The sequence below is a fragment of the Pseudomonas sp. B12(2026) genome (assembly GCF_057767015.1).
Window position 1 is genome coordinate 5,700,574 of sequence record NZ_CM173430.1, and the last position, 18,943, is coordinate 5,719,516.

The window sequence follows — 18,943 nt, forward strand, 5'->3', positions numbered from 1 at the left end:
GTGAACAGGCTCTGAAAGGCAGAACCCGCCAACGGCTAGAGCCGAGCGGGTTCCAAGTGCCACGTATCATGGCAACACCGTTCAGTATTTACAACAGATCGCCTGTCGATCCTGCGCAAACTTTACGGATGGTATCCGTCACTCGCCGCAGTAGACCCTCGGGACCCGCTTGAGGTTGCAGAACAGCTGGTAGGGAATGCTGCCGCAGAGCGCGGCGAGCTCGCTGGCGGGGACGTTCGGCCCCCACAGTTCGACGCGGCTGCCCAGGCCGGCGGCCGGCAGGTCGGTCAGATCGACGGTGAGCATGTCCATCGAGACCCGGCCGATGATGCGGCTCGGCTTGCCGTCGATGAATACCGGGGTGCCGTCCGGCGCATGGCGCGGATAGCCGTCGGCGTAACCCATGGCGACCACGCCGACGCGCACCGGACGCTCGGCGACGAAGCGCGCGCCATAGCCCACCGGCTCGCCGGCCGGCAGTTCGCGCAGGCTGATGACCTTGGATTCCAGGGTCATCACCGGGCGCATCTGGTCGGCCAGCGGATGTGCCTGTTCGAATGGCGTGGAGCCGTAGAGCATGATGCCCGGACGTACCCAGTCGCTGGGCACGCTCGGCCAGCCGAGGATGCCGGGGGAGTTGCGCAGGCTGACTTCGTGGCCCGCGCCGGCGACTTCGCGCACGGCCTGGAAGGCGGCGACCTGCTCCTCGGTGCGTGCGCAGCCCAGCTCGTCGGCACGGGCGAAGTGGCTCATCAGCACGACCTTGGCCACCTGCGGCAGCGCCTTCAGGCGCGCCAGGGCGGCGGCGTAGTCCTGCGGGAAGAAACCGACGCGGTGCATGCCCGAGTCCATCTTCAGCCAGACGGTCAGCGGCCGCGACGGACGGGCGCGCTCGATGGCTTCCAGCTGCCAGGCCGAGTGCACCACGCACCACAGGTCATGGGCGTCGATCAGTTCCAGCTCGCTGGCCTCGAAGAAGCCTTCCAGCAGCAGGATCGGCGCGCGGATGCCGGCTTCGCGCAGCTCCAGGGCCTCCTCGATGCAGGCCACGGCGAAACCGTCGGCCTCGGCTTCCAGCGCGCGGGCGCAAACCACGGCGCCGTGGCCGTAGGCGTCGGCCTTGACCACCGCCAGCGCTCGCGCGCCGCTGACTTCGCGGGCTAGACGGTAGTTGTGGCGCAGGGCGGCAAGATCGATCAGGGCACGGGCGGGACGCATGGCGGGACTCTCTTCTTGGCTGGAACGGTGCACGGGTGGAACGGGCGGGAAAGCCCGGCGCCACGGCCGGGCTACGCGGGAAGGATCAGGGCAGCGCGGCGACCACCGACATCTCGACGAGGATCTCCGGGTAGCACAGCCGGGCCTCGACGGTGGCGCGGGCCGGGGCGACGCCCTGCGGCAGCCACTGGTCCCAGACGCTGTTCATGCCGGCGAAATCGGCGGCGACGTCCTTCAGGTAGATGGTCACCGAGAGCAGCCGCGAGACGTCGGTGCCGGCCTCTTCGAGCAGACGCTCGATGCTGGCCAGGACCTCGCGGGTCTGCTGCTCGATGCCGCCGGAGAGATCGCTCGCCACCTGGCCGGCGAGGTACGCCGTGCCGTTGTGGACGACGACCTGGCTCATCCGCTGGTTAGTGTGCAGGCGCAGGATCGCCATTCTGGACCTCCGATGCGTCGCCGTAGCGGGAAATGTCCAGGCCCTCGGTGCTGATCTGCGGGTGCTTCTTCGCCATCAGGTCGGCGAGGTAGCGGCCCGAGCCACAGGCCATGGTCCAGCCCAGGGTGCCGTGGCCGGTGTTGAGGAACAGGTTGCGGTAGCGGGTGGCGCCGACGATCGGGGTGCCGTCCGGGGTCGCCGGGCGCAGGCCGGTCCAGAACTCGGCCTTGCTGACGTCGCCGCCTTCCGGATACAGGTCGGTGGTGATCATTTCCAGGGTGGCGCGGCGACGCGGGTTCAGCGACAGGTCGAAGCCGGCGATTTCCGCCATGCCGCCAACGCGGATGCGCTGGTCGAAGCGGGTGATCGCGACCTTGTAGGTCTCGTCGAGGATGGTCGAGGTCGGCGCCATGTCCGGGTTGGTGATCGGCACAGTCAGCGAGTAGCCCTTGAGCGGGTAGACCGGGGCGTTGATGCCCAGCGGCTTGAGCATCTGCGGCGAGTAGCTGCCCAGCGCCAGCACGTAGCGGTCGGCGGTGACCAGCTGGCCATCGACCCAGACGCCGTTGATGCGGTCGCCGGCGAAGTCCAGGCGCTGGATGTCCTGGCCGAAGCGGAATTCCACGCCCAGGGCCTTGGCCATCTCGGCCAGCTTGGTGGTGAACATCTGGCAGTCGCCGGTCTGGTCGTTCGGCAGGCGCAGGGCGCCGACCAGCTTGTCGGCCACCTTGGCCAGGGCCGGCTCGACGCGGGCGATGCCGGCGCGGTCGAGGACTTCATAGGGCACGCCGGTGCTCTCCAGCACGGCGATGTCCTTGGCGGCGGAATCCAGCTGGGCCTGGGTGCGGAACAGCTGGGTGGTGCCCAGGGAGCGGCCTTCGTAGGAAATGCCGGTCTCGGCGCGCAGTTCGTCGAGGCAGTCGCGGCTGTACTCGGACAGGCGCACCATGCGCTCCTTGTTCACCGCGTAGCTCTTGGAATTGCAGTTGCGCAGCATCTGCCACATCCAGGCGTACTGGCTCGGGTCGCCGGTCAGCTTGATGGCCAGCGGTGCGTGGGTCTGCATCAGCCACTTCATGGCCTTGAGCGGGATGCCCGGGGCAGCCCAGGGCGAGGCGTAGCCGGGGGACACCTGGCCGGCGTTGGCGAAGCTGGTTTCCAGGGCCGGGCCGGGCTGGCGGTCGACCACGACCACTTCGAAGCCGGCACGGGCGAGATAGTAAGCACTGGCGGTACCGATCACACCGCTGCCAAGCACCAGAACACGCATTCTTGCCTCCTACGCCGCGCGGGGGCGCGGACGTTTCTTATTCTGAACGTAGATGCGCGCAGTATAGGAAGTCGGCGTCAGCGATATTCACTATTTAAAAAGCTGTATTTGACGAAAAATCCTGGCAAAAGCCGCAACAGCGGAGGGACATCCACCAGAATATGGCGATTTCCGACCAAGACCGGATGGTCGAGTATTTGGCGAAAATTTCACCGGAACAGGAAGAAATATCGAACAACGAACAGTCTGCCGGAACTTCTCTCGCCAGAAGCCATTCCGACACGACTTACCTGCCCGCGCCGATCCACTCCCCGCCCGCCGCCGCACAGGGCGGCAGGCAGGGAAATCCCCTTGGATGCCTACTTGCGCACCCACCGGCCGTTGACCTGCACGAACTGCCCGGCCGGCGTGCGCTCGATGGCCTTCCGGCCGGCCAGGGCTTCCACGTCGCCGAGCGTGGCGCCGCTCTGGCTGGCGACCTTCTGGTACTGGGCGCGGCGCGCGGCGTTGATCTGCGCGGCGATGTCGGCGGCCTGCCCGCTGTTGTCGACGACGCCCAGGTAGCCGTCGGTCTGCTCGCCGACCAGGCCCTGGGCCTTGGCGCCGCCGAGGGCGGACATGGCCTGCTCCAGGCTCATCGCCATGACCGGCAGGCTGAGGCAGAAGGCGACCAGCGCGACGCCCAGTTTGCGGTGCAATCTCATGGATAGGCTCCTTCTCAGAACAGCCCGCTGTTCTCGTTGATGATGCCGTCGAGCGCCTTGTCGACCTTGATATAGATCTCGTGCTCGATCTTCACGTTGAGGTTGATGTTGATCGGCTCCTTGGGCGCCGCGAGCTGCACGGTGGGCGTGCAGCCCTGGGCCAGGCCGGCCAGGAGCAGGAACGGGAGTAAGGCGCGGAGGCGCATCGGGGGTTCTCCTTGCGGTCAGGGCGCGGCGGCCGGGTCATTGCGCAGGCGTTCCTGCACGCGCTTGCGGATGGTTTCGCTGACCCGGTCGCTCAGTTGCAGGCTGGTGAGCAGCTTGGGCACGTTCTCCTCCAGGTTGACGTTGAGGTTGATCGGCCGGCCCTGCTCCAGCGCGGGGTTGCTCCCGCTCAGGCTCAGGGCGAGGAGCAGCCTGCCCGATCCATCATAATCCACGCGGCTGCTCAGCTTGTCGTAGCGGAAATCGTCGATGGCGCTGGCCACCAGTTGCATCGCCGGGTTGCTGCGGCCCAGGGAGCGGATCTTCTCCGAGCGGAACTGCAGCACGCCCGGTCCGCGCGCCGCCACCTCGCCGCCCCGGATGGCCAGCCGGCCCTTCTCCAGGCGCAGCGGCAGCGTGCCGTCGAGGGTCCCGCTGCCGGACAGCCCTTCCGCCGGATAGGCCCGGAGGATCGCCGCCAGCGACAGCCCTTCCAGCTTCAGTGTCTGACCCTGGTCCGCCGCGGAAAGATCCAGCGCTCCGGCCGGCAACCAGGCACGGCCGTCGAACAGCGCCAGCTCCGCCTGCCGCCAGTCGACGCGGCCGGCCATCGGCGCGCCCAGCGCGGCCTTGTAGCTGCCCTGCAACGACAGCGGCCCGAGCGTCACCCCCGGGTTCAGCGCGGCGACCTTCAGCTGCGGCAGTTGCAGCTCCAGTTGCGAGCCCTTCAGCGCAACCGTCGCCTGCAGGTCCAGGCCGTGGACTTCGCTGCGGTCGTAGACGCCGTCCAGCCCCTGCCCGCGCAGCCGCAGCTCGAGGCTTTGCGGCGCGCCGCCCGGCGGCTGGCGCCAGTCCAGTTCGAGGCTCGCCCGGCCGTTGTTCAGGCTGAGCACCCCCGGCCAGTCGGCCAGGGACTTCTCCAGCGGATTGCCGCTGCCCAGGAAGAATTCCGGCAGGCGCGCGGCGAGGCTCAGCCCCCGGTCCGCCGCGTTGCCCAGGTCGATCGTGGCGTCCAGGCCGCCGCCGTTCTGCACGCGGCCCTTGAACCGCTGGGCGTCGAGGCTGGCGGACAGCTCGCCGCTGGCGTTCCAGGCCAGCGGCCTGAGGTGCGCCTGGCGCAGCTCGCCCAGCGCCAGCTGCAACGGCGCCGCCAGTTGCAGCGCCAGCGGTGAGTCGCTGGCGTAATTCAGGTTGAAGGCGCCGTTGCCGAGGGTCGCGCTGAGCTGGCTGGCCCTGAGCCCCTGCGGCCCGCTCAGGGTGTCGATGCGCAGTTGCGGGCCGGCGGCGAAGGCCAGGGTCGCCGACTGGCTGTCCAGGCGGCCTTCGAAGCCCAGGTCGATGCGGCTGTTGTCCGCGCGCAGGCCGGCCACTTCCAGGTGCGGAACCTTGCCCTGCAGCCGCGCGGCGTTCAGTTGCAGCGCCAGCGGAGTCGCCTCCAGCAGCGCCACGCGCGAGCGCAGGCGCAGGTCGGCGGCGCCGACGGCATGCAGGTCGGCGCGCACGCTGCCGGCTTCGTCGTCGACGCCCGGCTCCAGATGCAGGGTCAGGCGCGCCGGGCGCAGGCCGACCGGCAGCGCCTGCAACCAGTCGCCGTAGAGATCGGACAGGCGCAGGTCGCCGCCGATCATCGAGGGCCGCCAGCCCCTGTCGCCGGCGCTGGCGAGCAGCCGCAGGTCGCCCTGCAGGTTCCCCAGGCCGGGCAGCGGCCAGGGCTGCGGCAATTGCACGGCGAGATCGACGCTGCCGCGCCCATCGCGCAGGCCCGTCCAGTCCGGCCAGGCGGCGGCGCCGGCCAGGGTGGCGTCCCAGCTCAGGCGCAGGCGCCCGGCCTCGGGAATCGGCAACGGCAGGTTCGGCGTGGGCAGCCACATGCCCAGCCAGTTGCGCACCGCCTGGATCGGCGGCACCGCAGGGCTGGCCAGGGTTCCGGTGAGCCGGCGGGAAGCCGGGGTCCAGCTCGACTGCAGGGACAGCAGCGGCTGGTTGTCCAGATAGCTGTCCAGCTGCAGGCGCCACTGTCCCTCGCCGGGCTGCAACAATCCATTGAAAGCCAGCTGCTGGCCGCCCTGGCGCAGCTCGCCGCCCAGCGCGGCGGCGCCATCCGGCAGTTGCTCCCAGTGCGTGCTGCCGTTCAGCGCGCAGCGCCCTTCACGGGCGCAGGGCAGTTCGAGGCTCACCCGCTCCAGGGACAGCCGCCCGGGCATCAGCGCCAGCCAGCGACCCAACTGCTCCGGCGCGGGCAGCGCGCCGGAGCTCGGCGCCGTACCCGGCCACTGTTGCACCTCCAGGCTGCCCACGGACACTTCCGCCAGCCGCCAGCGGCCGTCCGCATGTTGCGGCCAGCCCAGCCGCAGCCGTTCGACGCGCACCGCGAGCCGGCCGCCGTCCGGCGTCTGCCGCTGCAGCGCGAGCCGCTCCAGCAGCAGCCCCGCGCGCGACACGCCCAGGCCCTGCCACTGCTCGATGCTCACCCCGGCGCCGGCCAGCAGGCGCGGCAACGCCAGCCACGCGCCGCCCACGGCCAGCGCCAGGATCAGCAACAGCAGCAGAAGGACAGTGCGCAGGCGCGCTAGCGACATGCCGGGCTCCAGGGGAAAACGTCCGGCTCCGAACCTTGCGGCGGGAGCATGGGTCTACAGGCTGGCCAAGGGTTGACGGAAGTTCAAGCGCTGCCAGTGATATTCCCTGCATAACCGACTATATTGCCGACATTCCCCCAAAAGCCGACGCCACGCCTCCCCATGAGAACCCAGCATCAAAGCCGCCGCGAACTGGACAAGATCGATCGCAACATCCTGCGCATCCTGCAGGAGGAAGGTCGCATCTCCTTCACCGAACTGGGCGAGCGGGTCGGCCTCTCCACCACGCCCTGCACCGAGCGCGTGCGCCGGCTGGAGCGCGAGGGGATCATCATGGGCTACAACGCCCGCCTGAATCCGCAGTACCTCAAGGCCAGCCTGCTGGTGTTCGTCGAGATCAGCCTGGACTACAAGTCCGGCGATACCTTCGAGGACTTCCGCCGCTCGGTGCTCAAGCTGCCCCACGTGCTGGAGTGCCATCTCGTCTCGGGCCACTTCGACTACCTGGTGAAGGCGCGCATCTCGGAAATGGCCTCCTACCGCAAGCTGCTGGGCGACATCCTGCTCAAGCTGCCGCACGTGCGCGAATCCAAGAGCTACATCGTCATGGAAGAAGTCAAGGAAAGCCTGACTTTGCCCATCCCGGACTGATTCCCCGCCGTTCGCGGCAATCTGCCGGACTTTTACAACTTCCAGGCTCTTTTTACGGCTCCGGCTATTGGCGTGGCGGGAAGTCGGCGTTTATCCTGCGTAAAATTTTAACAACACAAAAATCAGGATATCGCACATGAACGCCCGCGTTCGCCAGCCGGTGCATACCGACCGTCACGCCCCTTCCTATTACGCCGCGAGCGTCAACCGCCGCATCGAAGTGCCGCCCCTGGCCGGCGAGGAAAAGGCCGACGTGTGCATCATCGGCGGTGGCTTCTCCGGGCTGAACACCGCCATCGAGCTGGCCGAGCGCGGCCTCTCGGTGGTGTTGCTGGAGGCCCGGCAGATCGCCTGGGGCGCCAGCGGGCGCAACGGCGGACAGCTGATCCGCGGCGTCGGCCACGGCGTCGAGCAGTTCGCGCCGGTGATCGGCGCCGACGGCGTGCGCGAACTCAAGCTGATGGGCCTGGAAGCGGTGGAGATCGTCCGCCGCCGCGTCGAGCGCTACGGCATCGACTGCGACCTGACCTGGGGCTACTGCGACCTGGCCAACAAGCCGTCGGACCTCGACGGCTTCCGCGAAGACCTCGAAGAACTCAAAGGCCTGGGCTACCGCCACGAGCTGCGCATGGTCGCGAAGGACGACATGCACTCCATCGTCGGCTCCGACCTCTACGTCGGCGGCATGGTCGACATGGGCTCCGGCCACCTGCACCCGCTCAACCTCGCCCTGGGCGAGGCCGCCGCCGCGCAGAGCCTGGGCGTGCGCCTGTTCGAGAATTCGCCGGTGACCGCGATCGACTACGGCAGCGAGGTGCGCGTGCGCACCGCCGGCGGCAGCGTGCGCGCCAGGACCCTGGTGATCGCCTGCAACGCCTACCAGAACGGCCTGAACAACTACCTCGACGGCAAGGTGCTGCCGGCCGGCAGCTATGTGATCGCCACCGAGCCGCTGTCCGCCGAGCAGGCCCACGCCCTGCTGCCGCAGAACATGGCGGTGTGCGACCAGCGCGTGGCGCTGGACTACTACCGGCTTTCGGCCGACCGGCGCCTGCTGTTCGGCGGCGCCTGTCACTACTCCGGACGCGACCCGGCGGACATCGCCGCCTACATGCGGCCGAAGATGCTCAAGGTGTTCCCGCACCTGGAGAACGTCCGCATCGACTACCAGTGGGGCGGCATGATCGGTATCGGCGCCAACCGCCTGCCGCAGATCGGCCGCCTGCCGAACCAGCCCAACGTGTACTTCGCCCAGGCCTACGTCGGCCATGGGGTGAACGCCACGCACCTGGCCGGCAAGCTGCTCGCCGAGGCCATCGCCGGGCAGCACAGCCGCGGTTTCGAGCTGTTCGCCAAGGTGCCGCACATCACCTTCCCCGGCGGCAGAATGCTGCGCTCGCCGCTGCTGGCCCTGGGCATGGCCTGGCACCGCTTCAAGGAGGCATTGTCTGGCTGAGCAGCGTCTAGAATCTCCGGCGGTCCGCCACGGCGGGACTGCCGGAGACCCTGTCTTGCTCCCACGCCTGTTGCTGCTGGCATTGCTGGTCCTCGGCGGCTGCGCCAGCGCGCCGCCGCCCGCGCCGTCGCACGTTCTCCCGGCGCAGGGGACGGCCCTGGACAGCGCCGTCCGCCAGCACGCCAACGAGCACCCGGGGCAGTCCGGCTTCCACCTGCTGCCCTCCAGCATCGATGCCTTCCTCGCCCGCGCCGAGCTGGCGCGCAAGGCCCAGCGCAGCCTCGACATCCAGTACTACATCGTCCACGACGGCCTCACCACCCGCGCGCTGATCCGCGAGGTGCTGCACGCCGCCGACCGCGGCGTGCGCGTGCGCATCCTGATCGACGACACCAGCAGCGATGGCTGGGACTACAAACTGGGCACCCTCGCCGCCCACCCGAACATCCAGATCCGCGTGTTCAACCCGCTGCACCTGGGCCGCAGCACCGGCCTCACGCGCAACATGGGGCGCCTGCTCAATCTCTCCGAACAGCACCGGCGCATGCACAACAAGCTGTGGCTGGCGGACGACAGCGTGGCCATCGTCGGCGGCCGCAACCTGGGCGACGAGTATTTCGACGCCAAGGCCGAGATGAACTTCAGCGACCTCGACCTGCTCGGCGCCGGGCCGGTCGCCCAGTCCCTCGGGCTGAGCTTCGACCAGTACTGGAACAGCGCCCTGAGCCGGCCCATCGACGACTACCTGTGGAGCCGGCCGGGCAAGGACGAGCTGGACGGCGCCCGGCGCCGGCTCGACCACTACCTGGAGCGCCCGCGGGTGAAGCGTTCGAGCTATGTCACCCGGCTCGACCACCACAGCAACCGGCCGCACCTGGACAACTGGCTGGATGACCTGGTCTGGGCGCCCTCCCGCGCGATCTGGGACGCCCCGCTGAAAGTGCTCGACGGCGGCCAGCCCAGGCCCGGACAGATGGCGGGCACCCAGCTCGCCCCGCTGTTCTACGGGGTTTCCCGGGAGCTGATCCTGGTCTCGGCGTACCTCGTGCCGACCCGCGCCGGGGTCGACTACCTCACCCAACGCGCCGACCAGGGCGTCAGCGTGCTCCTGCTGACCAACTCGCTGGAAGCCACCGACGTGCCCGCCGTGCACGCCGGCTACGCGCCGTACCGCATGACCCTGCTGGAGCACGGGGTGAAGCTCTTCGAGCTGCGCGCCGAACCGGACCGCCACATCGCCGGCGCGCCCTGGATGGTGCGCGGCTCCAGCGACGCCAGCCTGCACACCAAGGCGGCGGTGTTCGACCGGCGGCAGGTGTTCGTCGGCTCACTGAACTTCGACCCGCGCTCGGTGCTGTGGAACACCGAGGTCGGGGTCATCGTCGACAGCCCGGAGCTGGCCGAGCAGGTGCGCCGCCTGGCGCTGGCCGGCATGTCGCCGAACGTCAGCTACCAGGTGAAGATCGACCGCGATGGCGCGGAGCCCCGGCTGGTCTGGGTCAACGAGCGCGACGGCCAGCAGCATGCGCGGCACCACGAGCCGGGCAGCCTGTGGCGCCGCTTCAATGCCTGGGTCGCCGGCGCCATCGGGCTGGAGGAGATGCTCTAGGAGCGCTCCTGCTGCAGCTCGGCGTCGGTCGCCTGCATCGCCGGCGGCAGGCCGCGGTAGGACACCAGCACGACGAAGCCCGCGGCGCCCAGCGCCATCACCATCGGCAGCGCGTGGCCGCTGATCCACTGGCTCGCGGCGCCCGTGGCCAGCGGGCCGATCAGGCAGCCGATGCCCCAGAGCTGGGCGATGTGCGCATTGGCGCGGACCAGCGCGTCGTCCCGGTAGCGCTCGCCGATGAGGATCAGCGACAGGGTGAACAGCCCGCCAGCGCTGGCGCCGAACAGCACCAGCAACGGCCAGATCGCCGGGCCGTGCAGCAACAGCGGAATGCCCAGGCTGCTCGCCAGCAGCACCATGCCGCAGGCCTTGAACAGGGTCTGCCGGGAGATGCGGTCGGCCAGCCAGCCGATCGGCAATTGCAGCAGCGCATCGCCGATGACCACCGTGCTGACCATCGCCAGCGCCACCGTCTGCGGGAAGCCCTGGCGCACGCCGTAGACCGGTAGCAGGGTGAGGATCATCGCCTCGAAACCGGCGAACAGCACCACCGCCCAGGCGATCGCCGGCAGCTTGGCGCAGAAGCCGAACAGCCCGCGCCCGGAGGTGCTGTGCGGATCGACCCTGGGCGCGCCGCCGCGGCCGAGCAGCAGCAGCGAACCGCCGATCAGCAGGCACACGCTGAACCAGAAGCCGCGGTCGTCGCTGGTGCCGATGAAGGTCAGCAGCACCGGGCCGGACAGCTGGCTCAGCGCATAGCCGGTGCCGTACAGGGCGACCAGGCGGCCTCGCCATTTCTCGACGGCCAGCTGGTTGATCCAGCTTTCGCCGAGGATGAACACCACGGTCAGTTGCACGCCGATCAGCAGGCGCAGCAGCAGCCACACCGGATAACTCTGCAGCAGCGCCAGCAGGCCGATCGAGAAGGCTCCCGAGATCAGGCACAGCTGCATCAGCCGCGGCGTACCGACGCGCGCCGCGAGCCGGCCGGCGAGCAGCGCGCCGAGCAGCACGCCCACCGCGGGCGTCGACGCCATGACGCCGATGGCGAAACTGCCGTAGCCCCAGCCCTCGAGGCGCAACGACACCAGCGGCATGGTCAGCCCGAGGGCCAGACCGATGCTGATGACCGACAGGCTCACCGCAGAATAGGCACCCCAACGCATTGTCTTTCTCCTGTTCCATCCGGAGCGCACGCCGGGCCCGCAAGGATGCCCGATGCGCAATGCACGGCGGCCGGGCTTCCCAGAGGGAAACCCGGCCGCGGGTATGGCTCTTGTCAGTACCGGCCCCGGGATGGGGCCGGCCTGGCCTAGCCCGGGATCAGAGTTTGATCCAGGTGGCCTTGAGCTCGGTGTATTTGTCGAAGGCGTGCAGCGACTTGTCGCGGCCGTTGCCGGACTGCTTGAAGCCGCCGAACGGCGCGGTCATGTCGCCACCGTCGTACTGGTTCACCCACACGCTGCCGGCGCGCAGCGCCTTGGCGGTCAGGTGGGCCTTGGACAGGTCGCTGGTCCACACCGCGGCGGCCAGACCGTACGGGGTGTCGTTGGCGATGCGCACGGCTTCCTCGGCATCGCTGAACTCGATGACCGACAGCACCGGCCCGAAGATTTCCTCGCGGGCGATGCGCATGGCATTGCTCACGCCGTCGAAGACGGTCGGCTCGACGTAGGTGCCGCCGGTCTCTTCCAGCACGCGCTTGCCGCCGGCCACCAGCTTGGCGCCGTCGTCGTGGCCGGCCTGGATGTAGCTCAGCACGTTGTTCATCTGGGTGGTGTCGACCAGCGCGCCGACGTTGGTTTCCGGGTCCAGCGGGTTGCCCGGCTTCCAGCCCTTGATGGCCTCGACCACCATCGGCACGAATTCGGCCCTGATCGACTTCTCCACCAGCAGGCGCGAGCCGGCGGTGCAGACTTCGCCCTGGTTGAAGGCGATGGCGGCGGCGGCGGATTCGGCGGCGGCCTTCAGGTCCGGGGCGTCGGCGAAGACGATGTTCGGGCTCTTGCCGCCGGCTTCCAGCCAGACGCGCTTCATGTTCGATTCGCCGGCGTAGACCATCAGTTGCTTGGCGATCCTGGTCGAACCGGTGAACACCAGGGTGTCGACGTCCATGTGCAGGGCCAGGGCCTTGCCCACGGTGTGGCCGAAGCCCGGCAGGACGTTGAGCACGCCTTTCGGGATGCCGGCCTCGATGGCCAGCTGGGCGATGCGGATACCGGTCAGCGGGGACTTCTCGGACGGCTTGAGGATCACCGAGTTGCCGGTGGTCAGCGCCGGGCCGAGCTTCCAGCAGGACATCAGCAGGGGGAAGTTCCACGGCACGATGGCGGCGACCACGCCGACCGGCTCGCGGGTGACCAGGCCCAGTTCGTTGTGGGCGGTGGCGGCGACTTCGTCATAGATCTTGTCGATCGCCTCGCCGCTCCAGCGCAGGCTGTTGGCGGCGCTGTTCACGTCGATGCTCAGCGCGTCGCTGATCGGCTTGCCCATGTCCAGGGTTTCCAGCAGGGCCAGCTCCTGGGCGTTCTCCAGCAGCAGCTCGGAGAAGCGGATCATCACTTTCTTGCGCTTGGCCGGCGCCATGCGCGACCACACGCCGGAGTCGAAGGCGGCACGGGCGGCCTGCACGGCACGTTCGGCATCGGCGGTGTCGCAACTGGCGACCTTGGCCAGGAAGCGGCCATCGACGGGGCTGATGCAATCGAAGGTGGCGCCGGATGCGGCGTCGACGTATTCACCGTTGACGAAGGCGCGGCCTTCGATCTTCAGATCCTTGGCGCGAGCTTCCCAATCGGCGCGAGTGAGGGTACCCATGACAACGTGTCCTCTTATTAATGTACTTATCCAAGGTCCAGGCGCCCGAGCGGGCGCGCTGTCAAATATTCCGCAAGGCGGGGCAAACGCATGCTGTTCGCCACCCTAAACCGGAGACCGGTAATTTTCAATATTTTTTACACTAGGCGGCAAAACAGCCTTGCTACGTTCGTTTTATTAAACATAGACTCCCCGGAATCGTCGGCTGATGATTTTCCGACAGCCGTACTGGAGTAAATATCCAACGTCGCTGCGCGTGCACGCACGCATTCTCGCCAACAACACAAGAATCGAGACCGCCATGAACGTCGCCCAGATCGTCGATTTCGCCCAGGCCACCACCGCCCCGGAACACTACCGCCCCGCCCCGGAGCGGATCATCAAGGGCGACCCGGCGCAGAACGTGCGCAACCACTACGCCAGCCCCTGCGGCCAGTTCAACGTGGGCATCTGGGAAGGCGAGCCGGGCCAGTGGAACGTCAGCTACACCGAGCACGAATACTGCGAGATCCTCCAGGGCGTATCGGTGATCCGCGATGCGGACGGCGGCGCCAAGACCGTGCGCGCGGGCGACCGCTTCGTGATCCCGGCCGGCTTCCAGGGCACCTGGGAAGTGCTGGAGCCGTGCCGCAAGGTCTACGTGATCTTCGAACAGAAGGCCTGATCCCCCGGCCATGAAAAAGCCCGCCGATCGGCGGGCTTTTTTCTGCGCGGGCGGCGCCCCGGAGAGGAATCCGCAGGCAAGAAAAAACCCGCCACCAGGGCGGGTTTCTTCACAAGGGCGCAGACCAATTACTTGATCTTGCCTTCCTTGTAGATCACGTGCTTGCGAACAACCGGATCGTATTTCTTGATCTCGATCTTCTCAGGCTTGGTACGCTTGTTCTTGTCGGTGGTGTAGAAGTGGCCGGTACCGGCGCTGGACACCAGACGGATCAGTTCGCGCATGACGGTGCTCCTTAGAATTTTTCGCCGCGGGCGCGCAGGTCGTTCAGAACGGCCTCGATGCCACGCTTGTCGATGATACGCATGCCTTTGGCGGAAACGCGCAGACGCACGAAGCGCTTCTCGGATTCAACCCAGAAACGGTGGTGCTGCAGGTTCGGCAGGAAACGACGGCGGGTTTTGTTGTGTGCGTGGGAAATGTTGTTCCCGGTAACCGGACCCTTACCGGTCACTTGGCAAACTCTCGACATGGCTCAGCCCTCTGTAAACCACATGCCAAACCCGGCATGGGTTGGCTGCTTAACTCGATTGGATTCTCAGTTTCACCGGGGTCTTAACTGCCACATCGCCGCGATCGCTTCGCAAGATCAGAGCAGGGCCCCAGAAAAGAGCGCAGCTTTATATCAGAAAGACACTTCGCGCCGCAAGGGCGGGCACTACTCTGGAATCTGCGCGCCAGCCCCCATGGGGCGTGGCACCCGTGCCGTTCGTCGCCTGTCATCGTTGTGACAGCCGGCGGCTTGGTCTAGGGTAGCCCCTTCGAGGCTGCCAACAGCCTTGCATGACCCGCCCAGCCTCGCGGATGGGCATCTTGCCAGCTCACACGGAGTCCGTCATGCGTCTCGCCCTGCTCGCCCTCCTGCTATCCCCCGCCCTCGCCAGCGCCGCCTCGCTGAGCGTGTGCACCGAAGCCAGCCCCGAAGGCTTCGACGTGGTCCAGTACAACTCGCTGACCACCACCAACGCCTCGGCCGACGTGCTGATGAACCGCCTGGTGGACTTCGACGCCGCCCGCGGCGAAGTGGTGCCGAGCCTGGCCGAGAGCTGGACGGTCTCCGCTGACGGCCTGACCTACGACTTCCAGCTGCGCGACGGCGTGACCTTCCATCACACCGACTACTTCACGCCGAGCCGCGCGCTGACCGCCGACGACGTGGTGTTCAGCTTCCAGCGCATGCTCGACCCGGCGCAGCCCTGGCACAAGGTGGCGCAGAGCGGCTTCCCCCACGCCCAGTCGATGCAGTTGCCGAGCCTGGTCAATGCCGTGGAGATGGTCGACCCGCACCATGTGCGCTTCACCCTCAACCACCCGGACGCCACCTTCCTGGCGATGCTCAGCATGGGCTTCGCCTCCATCTATTCCGCCGAATACGCCGACCAGCTGATGCAGGCCGGCACCCCGGAGAAGCTCAACGCCCAGCCGATCGGCACCGGCCCCTTCGTCTTCAAGCGCTTCCAGAAGGACGCCGTGGTGCGCTACGCCGCCAACCCCGGGTACTTCGGCGGCAAGCCGGCTGTGGATAACCTGGTGTTCGCCATTACCCCGGATGCCAGCGTGCGCCTGCAGAAGCTCAAGCGCGGCGAGTGCCAGATCGCCCTGTCGCCCAAGCCGCTGGATGTCGAGGCGGCGGCGAAAAGCGCCGAGCTCAAGGTCGAGCAGACCCCGGCCTTCATGACCGCCTTCGTCGGCATCAACAGCCAGCACGCGCCGCTGGACAACCCCAAGGTGCGCCAGGCGATCAACCTCGCCTTCGACAAGGGCAGCTACCTGAAGAGCGTATTCGCCGGCAGCGCCATCGCCGCCGACGGCGTCTACCCGCCCAACACCTGGAGCTACGCCAAGGACATCCCCGGCTACCCGCGCGACCTGGACAAGGCGCGCGCCCTGCTGGCCGAGGCCGGGCTGAAGGACGGCTTCAAGACCACGATATGGACCCGCCCGTCCGGCAGCCTGCTCAACCCCAACCCCAGTGTCGGCGCGCAGCTGCTGCAATCGGACCTGGCGCAGATCGGCATCCAGGCCGAGATCCGCGTGATCGAGTGGGGCGAACTGATCCGCCGCGCCAAGGCCGGCGAGCATGACCTGCTGTTCATGGGCTGGGCCGGCGACAACGGCGACCCGGACAACTTCCTCACCCCGCAATTCTCCTGCGCCAGCGTGAAATCCGGGCTGAACTTCGCCCGCTACTGCGACGACAAGCTCGACAGCCTGATCAGCCAGGGCAAGGCCGTGGCCGACCAGGGCAAACGCAGCGAGCTGTACCACCAGGCCCAGCAGATCATCCACGACCAGGCACTGTGGCTGCCACTGGCCCACCCGACCGCCTCGGCCCTGACCCGGCAGAACGTGAAGGGCTATGCGGTGAACCCGTTCGGCCGCCAGGACTTTTCCAAGGTGCAACTCTGAGCGGCTAGACCGCCTGCTGCGCGATATCCAGCGGCGCGTCTCAGAGCATCCCGAGCTCGGCCATTGATTGCGGTTCGCCGTCGCCGACGATGAAGTGATCGAGCACCCGCACGTCGATCAGCGCCAGCGCATCGATGACGCGCCGGGTCAGCACGCGGTCGGACTGGCTCGGCTCGCAGATGCCGGACGGATGGTTGTGGGTGAGGATCAGCGCCGCCGCATTGTGCGCCAGCGCGCGCTTGACGATCTGCCGGGGGTAGACGCTGGCGCTGTCGATGGAGCCGCGGAACAGCACCTCGAAGCCCAGCACCCGATGGCGGTTGTCCATGAACAGGCAGGCGAACACCTCGTGGGGCTCATGGCGCAGCCGCGCCTTGAGGAAGTCGCGCACGGCCTGCGGGCTTTCCAGCGCCGAGTCGCGGCTGAGCTGCTCGGCGAGGTGGCGCCGGGCGATTTCCAGCACCGCCTGCAGCTGCACGTACTTGGCCACGCCCAGGCCCAGGTGGCTGCAGAAGGAATCCAGGTCGGCTTCCAGCAGGGCGCGCAGGCTGCCGAACTCGCCCAGCAGCCGCCGCGCCAGGTCGACGGCGCTGCAACCGGCCACGCCGGTACGCAGGAAGATGGCCAGCAGTTCGGCGTCGCTCAGGCTCGCCGCTCCCCGTTCGAGGAGTCTTTCCCGCGGGCGTTCCGCCGCGGGCCAATCACGAATGCTCACAGGACCTCCCAGTCAGGCCGGCCCGCTGTTCCCATGCGGGCGCTGTGCTATCTTAGCCCCCTCGCTTCGCGCAGCCGGAGGCCTGGGGAGGCGTCGCCGGCCTCAGCGCGCGTCATCCATTTCCGTAAATCAAGGCGACCTATGCAGCGGCTCTATCGTAAACGCATCGTCCTGGGCGTCGGCGGCGGCATCGCGGCCTACAAGAGCGCCGAACTGGTTCGCCGCCTGCGCGACCAGGGTGCCGAGGTGCGAGTCGTGATGACCCACGGCGGCCGCGAATTCATCACCCCCCTCACCCTCCAGGCGCTGTCCGGCCATCCGGTGCACCTGGACCTGCTCGACCCCGCCGCCGAAGCGGCCATGGGCCATATCGAGCTGGCCCGCTGGGCCGACCTGGTGCTGATCGCCCCCGCCACCGCCGACCTGATGGCGCGCCTGGCGCAGGGCATCGCCAACGACCTGCTGACCACCCTGGTGCTCGCCACCGATGCGCAGATCGCCCTCGCCCCGGCGATGAACCAGGCCATGTGGCGCGACCCGGCCACCCAGGTCAACGCCGAGCTGCTGCGTTCGCGCGGCCTGCATTTCTTCGGCCCTGCCGCCGGCAGCCAGGCCTGCGGCGATGTCGGCCCGGGGCGCATGCTGGAAGCCGAGGAACTGGCGCAACGCGCCGCCGACTGCTTCGAAGTCAAGGACCTGACCGGCCGGCACGTACTGATCACCGCCGGCCCGACCCAGGAAAACATCGACCCGGTGCGTTACATCACCAACCACAGCTCCGGCAAGATGGGCTTCGCCCTGGCCGAGGCCGCGGCCGAGGCCGGCGCCCGCGTCACCCTGGTGACCGGCCCGGTGCACCTGCCGACCCCGGACCGGGTCAACCGCGTCGACGTGGTCAGCGCCTGCGACATGCTCGCCGCCTGCGAGGCCGCGATGCCGGCGGACATCCTGATCGCCGCCGCCGCCGTGGCCGACTACCGCCCGGAAGTGGTCGCCGCGCAGAAGCTCAAGAAGGACCCCACCAAGGGTGACGGCCTGCTCTTGCAGCTGGTGCGCAATCCCGACATCCTCGCCACCCTCGCGCAGCGCAGCGACCGCCCGTTCAGCGTCGGCTTCGCCGCCGAGACCGAGAACCTGCTCGCGTACGCCGCGCGCAAGCTCAAGGACAAGAATCTCGACCTGATCGTGGCCAACGACGTGGCGAATCCGTCGATCGGCTTCAACAGCGAAGAGAACGCCATCACGGTCATCGACCGCGAGCTGCACGAAACTGCGTTCGCCCAGACCAGCAAGGGCAAGATCGCCCGCCAGTTGATCGCCTTCATCGCTGACCGCACCAAACGACACTGAGAACTCAATGCACTCTCTGCAAGCCAAGATCCTCGACTCCCGCCTGGGTAGCGAATTCCCGCTGCCGCAGTACGCCACCCCGGGTTCCGCCGGCCTCGACCTGCGCGCCATGCTCAAGGAGGACCTGCTCCTCGAACCGGGCCAGACCGTGCTGATCCCCACCGGCCTGTCGATCTACGTGGCCGATCCCGGCCTGGCCGCGCTGATCCTGCCGCGCTCCGGCCTGGGCCATAAGCACGGCATCGTGCTGGGCAACCTGGTCGGCCTGATCGACTCGGACTACCAGGGCGAGCTGATGGTGTCCTGCTGGAACCGCGGCCAGACCGCCTTCAACATCGCCGTCGGCGAACGCATCGCCCAACTGGTGCTGGTGCCGGTGGTGCAGGCGCATTTCGAGCTGGTCGAAAGCTTCGACGAAACCCAGCGCGGCGCCGGCGGCTTCGGACATTCGGGCAGCCACTGATCGCTCATTTCAGGATGAATCGCCGAGGAGACGTTGCATGAAACTTTTCCAACGCACCGCCAAGGACGCAGCTGACCTGTCGGACATCGTGCCGGCCGGCAAGGCAACCAAGCGCGTGCCCACCGCCGCGAAGACCGACCTGAAGCCCCTGGCGCCCGCGATCGCCGCCGCCGTGGCCGGCGTTGCCGCCGCCGGCGCGCTGCTCTGCTTCAGCCTGTTCGGCAGCGCCGAGCAGGTTCACCGGCAGCAGCTGGCCAACGCCTGGGCGGAAGGCCAGGCCGGCGCCCTGCACCAGTCGCTGAACCAGCTGGCCGCCGACAACCGCACCATCGCCG

Annotated in this window: 18 protein-coding genes; 7 read left to right on the top strand and 11 right to left on the bottom strand. The window is 68.1% G+C overall.

The annotated features are described in order from the left end of the window. Nucleotides 1-138: 138 nt before the first annotated feature. From alr to AC3B6A_RS26475, 6 genes are all read right to left on the bottom strand, one after another. Nucleotides 139-1,218 (bottom strand): alanine racemase, encoded by a 1,080-nt coding sequence (alr, locus tag AC3B6A_RS26450; RefSeq protein ID WP_488400061.1) that lies wholly within the window; start codon nt 1,216-1,218, stop codon nt 139-141. An 85-nt stretch (nt 1,219-1,303) separates the two neighbouring features. Next, on the bottom strand, nt 1,304-1,657 hold the full coding sequence (locus tag AC3B6A_RS26455) for a RidA family protein (RefSeq protein WP_488400062.1): 354 nt from the start codon (nt 1,655-1,657) through the stop codon (nt 1,304-1,306). Then, nucleotides 1,632-2,927 (bottom strand): D-amino acid dehydrogenase, encoded by a 1,296-nt coding sequence (gene dadA, locus AC3B6A_RS26460; RefSeq protein WP_488400063.1) that lies wholly within the window; start codon nt 2,925-2,927, stop codon nt 1,632-1,634. Before dadA ends, AC3B6A_RS26455 begins: the two co-directional genes overlap by 26 nt. Before the next feature lie 359 nt (nt 2,928-3,286). After that, nucleotides 3,287-3,631 carry a YdbL family probable chaperone protein gene (locus tag AC3B6A_RS26465; RefSeq protein ID WP_488400064.1) on the bottom strand — a complete coding sequence of 115 codons (345 nt, stop codon included), beginning with the start codon at nt 3,629-3,631 and terminating at the stop codon, nt 3,287-3,289. 14 nt (nt 3,632-3,645) lie between these two features. After that, nucleotides 3,646-3,837: a YnbE family lipoprotein gene (locus AC3B6A_RS26470; RefSeq protein WP_015479537.1), complete on the bottom strand. Its 192-nt coding sequence runs from the start codon at nt 3,835-3,837 to the stop codon at nt 3,646-3,648. A gap of 18 nt (nt 3,838-3,855) precedes the next feature. Beyond that, on the bottom strand, nt 3,856-6,414 hold the full coding sequence (locus AC3B6A_RS26475) for an intermembrane phospholipid transport YdbH family protein (RefSeq protein WP_488400065.1): 2,559 nt from the start codon (nt 6,412-6,414) through the stop codon (nt 3,856-3,858). 162 nt (nt 6,415-6,576) lie between these two features. Between AC3B6A_RS26475 and dadR the strand changes: the two genes are divergently transcribed. The 3 genes from dadR (at nt 6,577) to AC3B6A_RS26490 (ending at nt 10,130) form a co-directional block, all read left to right on the top strand. Further along, the gene (dadR, locus tag AC3B6A_RS26480) at nt 6,577-7,065 is read left to right on the top strand and encodes a transcriptional regulator DadR (protein WP_015479539.1); all 489 of its coding nucleotides are present in this window, start codon (nt 6,577-6,579) and stop codon (nt 7,063-7,065) included. Between the two features lie 136 nt (nt 7,066-7,201). Continuing rightward, nucleotides 7,202-8,521 (top strand): NAD(P)/FAD-dependent oxidoreductase, encoded by a 1,320-nt coding sequence (locus tag AC3B6A_RS26485; RefSeq protein WP_488400066.1) that lies wholly within the window; start codon nt 7,202-7,204, stop codon nt 8,519-8,521. Nucleotides 8,522-8,576: 55 nt separating this feature from the next. Further along, nucleotides 8,577-10,130 (top strand): phospholipase D family protein, encoded by a 1,554-nt coding sequence (locus AC3B6A_RS26490; protein ID WP_488400067.1) that lies wholly within the window; start codon nt 8,577-8,579, stop codon nt 10,128-10,130. Here the strand turns inward: AC3B6A_RS26490 and AC3B6A_RS26495 are convergent. Both AC3B6A_RS26495 and AC3B6A_RS26500 read right to left on the bottom strand, forming a co-directional pair. Next, the gene (locus AC3B6A_RS26495; RefSeq protein ID WP_488400068.1) at nt 10,127-11,296 is read right to left on the bottom strand and encodes an MFS transporter; all 1,170 of its coding nucleotides are present in this window, start codon (nt 11,294-11,296) and stop codon (nt 10,127-10,129) included. The two genes, AC3B6A_RS26490 and AC3B6A_RS26495, sit on opposite strands and share 4 nt — an antisense overlap. Nucleotides 11,297-11,453: 157 nt before the next feature. Then, nucleotides 11,454-12,947: an aldehyde dehydrogenase gene (locus AC3B6A_RS26500; RefSeq protein WP_488400069.1), complete on the bottom strand. Its 1,494-nt coding sequence runs from the start codon at nt 12,945-12,947 to the stop codon at nt 11,454-11,456. A gap of 301 nt (nt 12,948-13,248) precedes the next feature. Here AC3B6A_RS26500 and AC3B6A_RS26505 point away from each other — a divergent pair, with 301 nt between their 5' ends. After that, nucleotides 13,249-13,611, top strand: a complete 363-nt coding sequence (locus tag AC3B6A_RS26505; RefSeq protein WP_488403725.1) for a cupin domain-containing protein — start codon at nt 13,249-13,251, stop codon at nt 13,609-13,611. 128 nt (nt 13,612-13,739) lie between these two features. Here the strand turns inward: AC3B6A_RS26505 and rpmG are convergent, their stop codons facing one another. After that, entirely contained in the window at nt 13,740-13,895 is a 156-nt protein-coding gene (gene rpmG, locus AC3B6A_RS26510; protein WP_488400070.1) for a 50S ribosomal protein L33, read from the bottom strand. Nucleotides 13,896-13,906: 11 nt separating this feature from the next. Continuing rightward, nucleotides 13,907-14,143 (bottom strand): 50S ribosomal protein L28, encoded by a 237-nt coding sequence (gene rpmB, locus AC3B6A_RS26515; protein ID WP_009614118.1) that lies wholly within the window; start codon nt 14,141-14,143, stop codon nt 13,907-13,909. A gap of 365 nt (nt 14,144-14,508) precedes the next feature. On the opposite strand from rpmB, the gene AC3B6A_RS26520 reads away from it, so the two are divergent. Continuing rightward, the gene (locus AC3B6A_RS26520; RefSeq protein WP_488400071.1) at nt 14,509-16,080 is read left to right on the top strand and encodes an ABC transporter substrate-binding protein; all 1,572 of its coding nucleotides are present in this window, start codon (nt 14,509-14,511) and stop codon (nt 16,078-16,080) included. A gap of 40 nt (nt 16,081-16,120) precedes the next feature. On the opposite strand, the gene radC is transcribed toward AC3B6A_RS26520, so the two are convergent. After that, nucleotides 16,121-16,795, bottom strand: a complete 675-nt coding sequence (gene radC / locus AC3B6A_RS26525; RefSeq protein ID WP_488400072.1) for a RadC family protein — start codon at nt 16,793-16,795, stop codon at nt 16,121-16,123. Nucleotides 16,796-16,936: 141 nt separating this feature from the next. Between radC and coaBC the strand changes: the two genes are divergently transcribed. After that, nucleotides 16,937-18,145, top strand: a complete 1,209-nt coding sequence (gene coaBC, locus AC3B6A_RS26530) for a bifunctional phosphopantothenoylcysteine decarboxylase/phosphopantothenate--cysteine ligase CoaBC (protein WP_488400073.1) — start codon at nt 16,937-16,939, stop codon at nt 18,143-18,145. Between the two features lie 7 nt (nt 18,146-18,152). Then, on the top strand, nt 18,153-18,608 hold the full coding sequence (gene dut, locus AC3B6A_RS26535) for a dUTP diphosphatase (protein WP_488400074.1): 456 nt from the start codon (nt 18,153-18,155) through the stop codon (nt 18,606-18,608). Nucleotides 18,609-18,943 lie beyond the last annotated feature (335 nt).

Coding starts and splice junctions, on each gene's coding strand:
- AC3B6A_RS26470 (WP_015479537.1), bottom strand. CDS start 3,837: ATGCGCCTCCGCGCCTTACTCCCGTTCCTGCTCCTGGCCGGCCTGGCC.
- coaBC (WP_488400073.1), top strand. CDS start 16,937: ATGCAGCGGCTCTATCGTAAACGCATCGTCCTGGGCGTCGGCGGCGGC.
- AC3B6A_RS26475 (WP_488400065.1), bottom strand. CDS start 6,414: ATGTCGCTAGCGCGCCTGCGCACTGTCCTTCTGCTGCTGTTGCTGATC.
- dadA (WP_488400063.1), bottom strand. CDS start 2,927: ATGCGTGTTCTGGTGCTTGGCAGCGGTGTGATCGGTACCGCCAGTGCT.
- dut (WP_488400074.1), top strand. CDS start 18,153: ATGCACTCTCTGCAAGCCAAGATCCTCGACTCCCGCCTGGGTAGCGAA.
- AC3B6A_RS26485 (WP_488400066.1), top strand. CDS start 7,202: ATGAACGCCCGCGTTCGCCAGCCGGTGCATACCGACCGTCACGCCCCT.
- AC3B6A_RS26500 (WP_488400069.1), bottom strand. CDS start 12,947: ATGGGTACCCTCACTCGCGCCGATTGGGAAGCTCGCGCCAAGGATCTG.
- AC3B6A_RS26455 (WP_488400062.1), bottom strand. CDS start 1,657: ATGGCGATCCTGCGCCTGCACACTAACCAGCGGATGAGCCAGGTCGTC.
- rpmB (WP_009614118.1), bottom strand. CDS start 14,143: ATGTCGAGAGTTTGCCAAGTGACCGGTAAGGGTCCGGTTACCGGGAAC.
- rpmG (WP_488400070.1), bottom strand. CDS start 13,895: ATGCGCGAACTGATCCGTCTGGTGTCCAGCGCCGGTACCGGCCACTTC.
- AC3B6A_RS26495 (WP_488400068.1), bottom strand. CDS start 11,296: ATGCGTTGGGGTGCCTATTCTGCGGTGAGCCTGTCGGTCATCAGCATC.
- AC3B6A_RS26520 (WP_488400071.1), top strand. CDS start 14,509: ATGCGTCTCGCCCTGCTCGCCCTCCTGCTATCCCCCGCCCTCGCCAGC.
- alr (WP_488400061.1), bottom strand. CDS start 1,218: ATGCGTCCCGCCCGTGCCCTGATCGATCTTGCCGCCCTGCGCCACAAC.
- AC3B6A_RS26505 (WP_488403725.1), top strand. CDS start 13,249: ATGAACGTCGCCCAGATCGTCGATTTCGCCCAGGCCACCACCGCCCCG.
- AC3B6A_RS26465 (WP_488400064.1), bottom strand. CDS start 3,631: ATGAGATTGCACCGCAAACTGGGCGTCGCGCTGGTCGCCTTCTGCCTC.
- dadR (WP_015479539.1), top strand. CDS start 6,577: ATGAGAACCCAGCATCAAAGCCGCCGCGAACTGGACAAGATCGATCGC.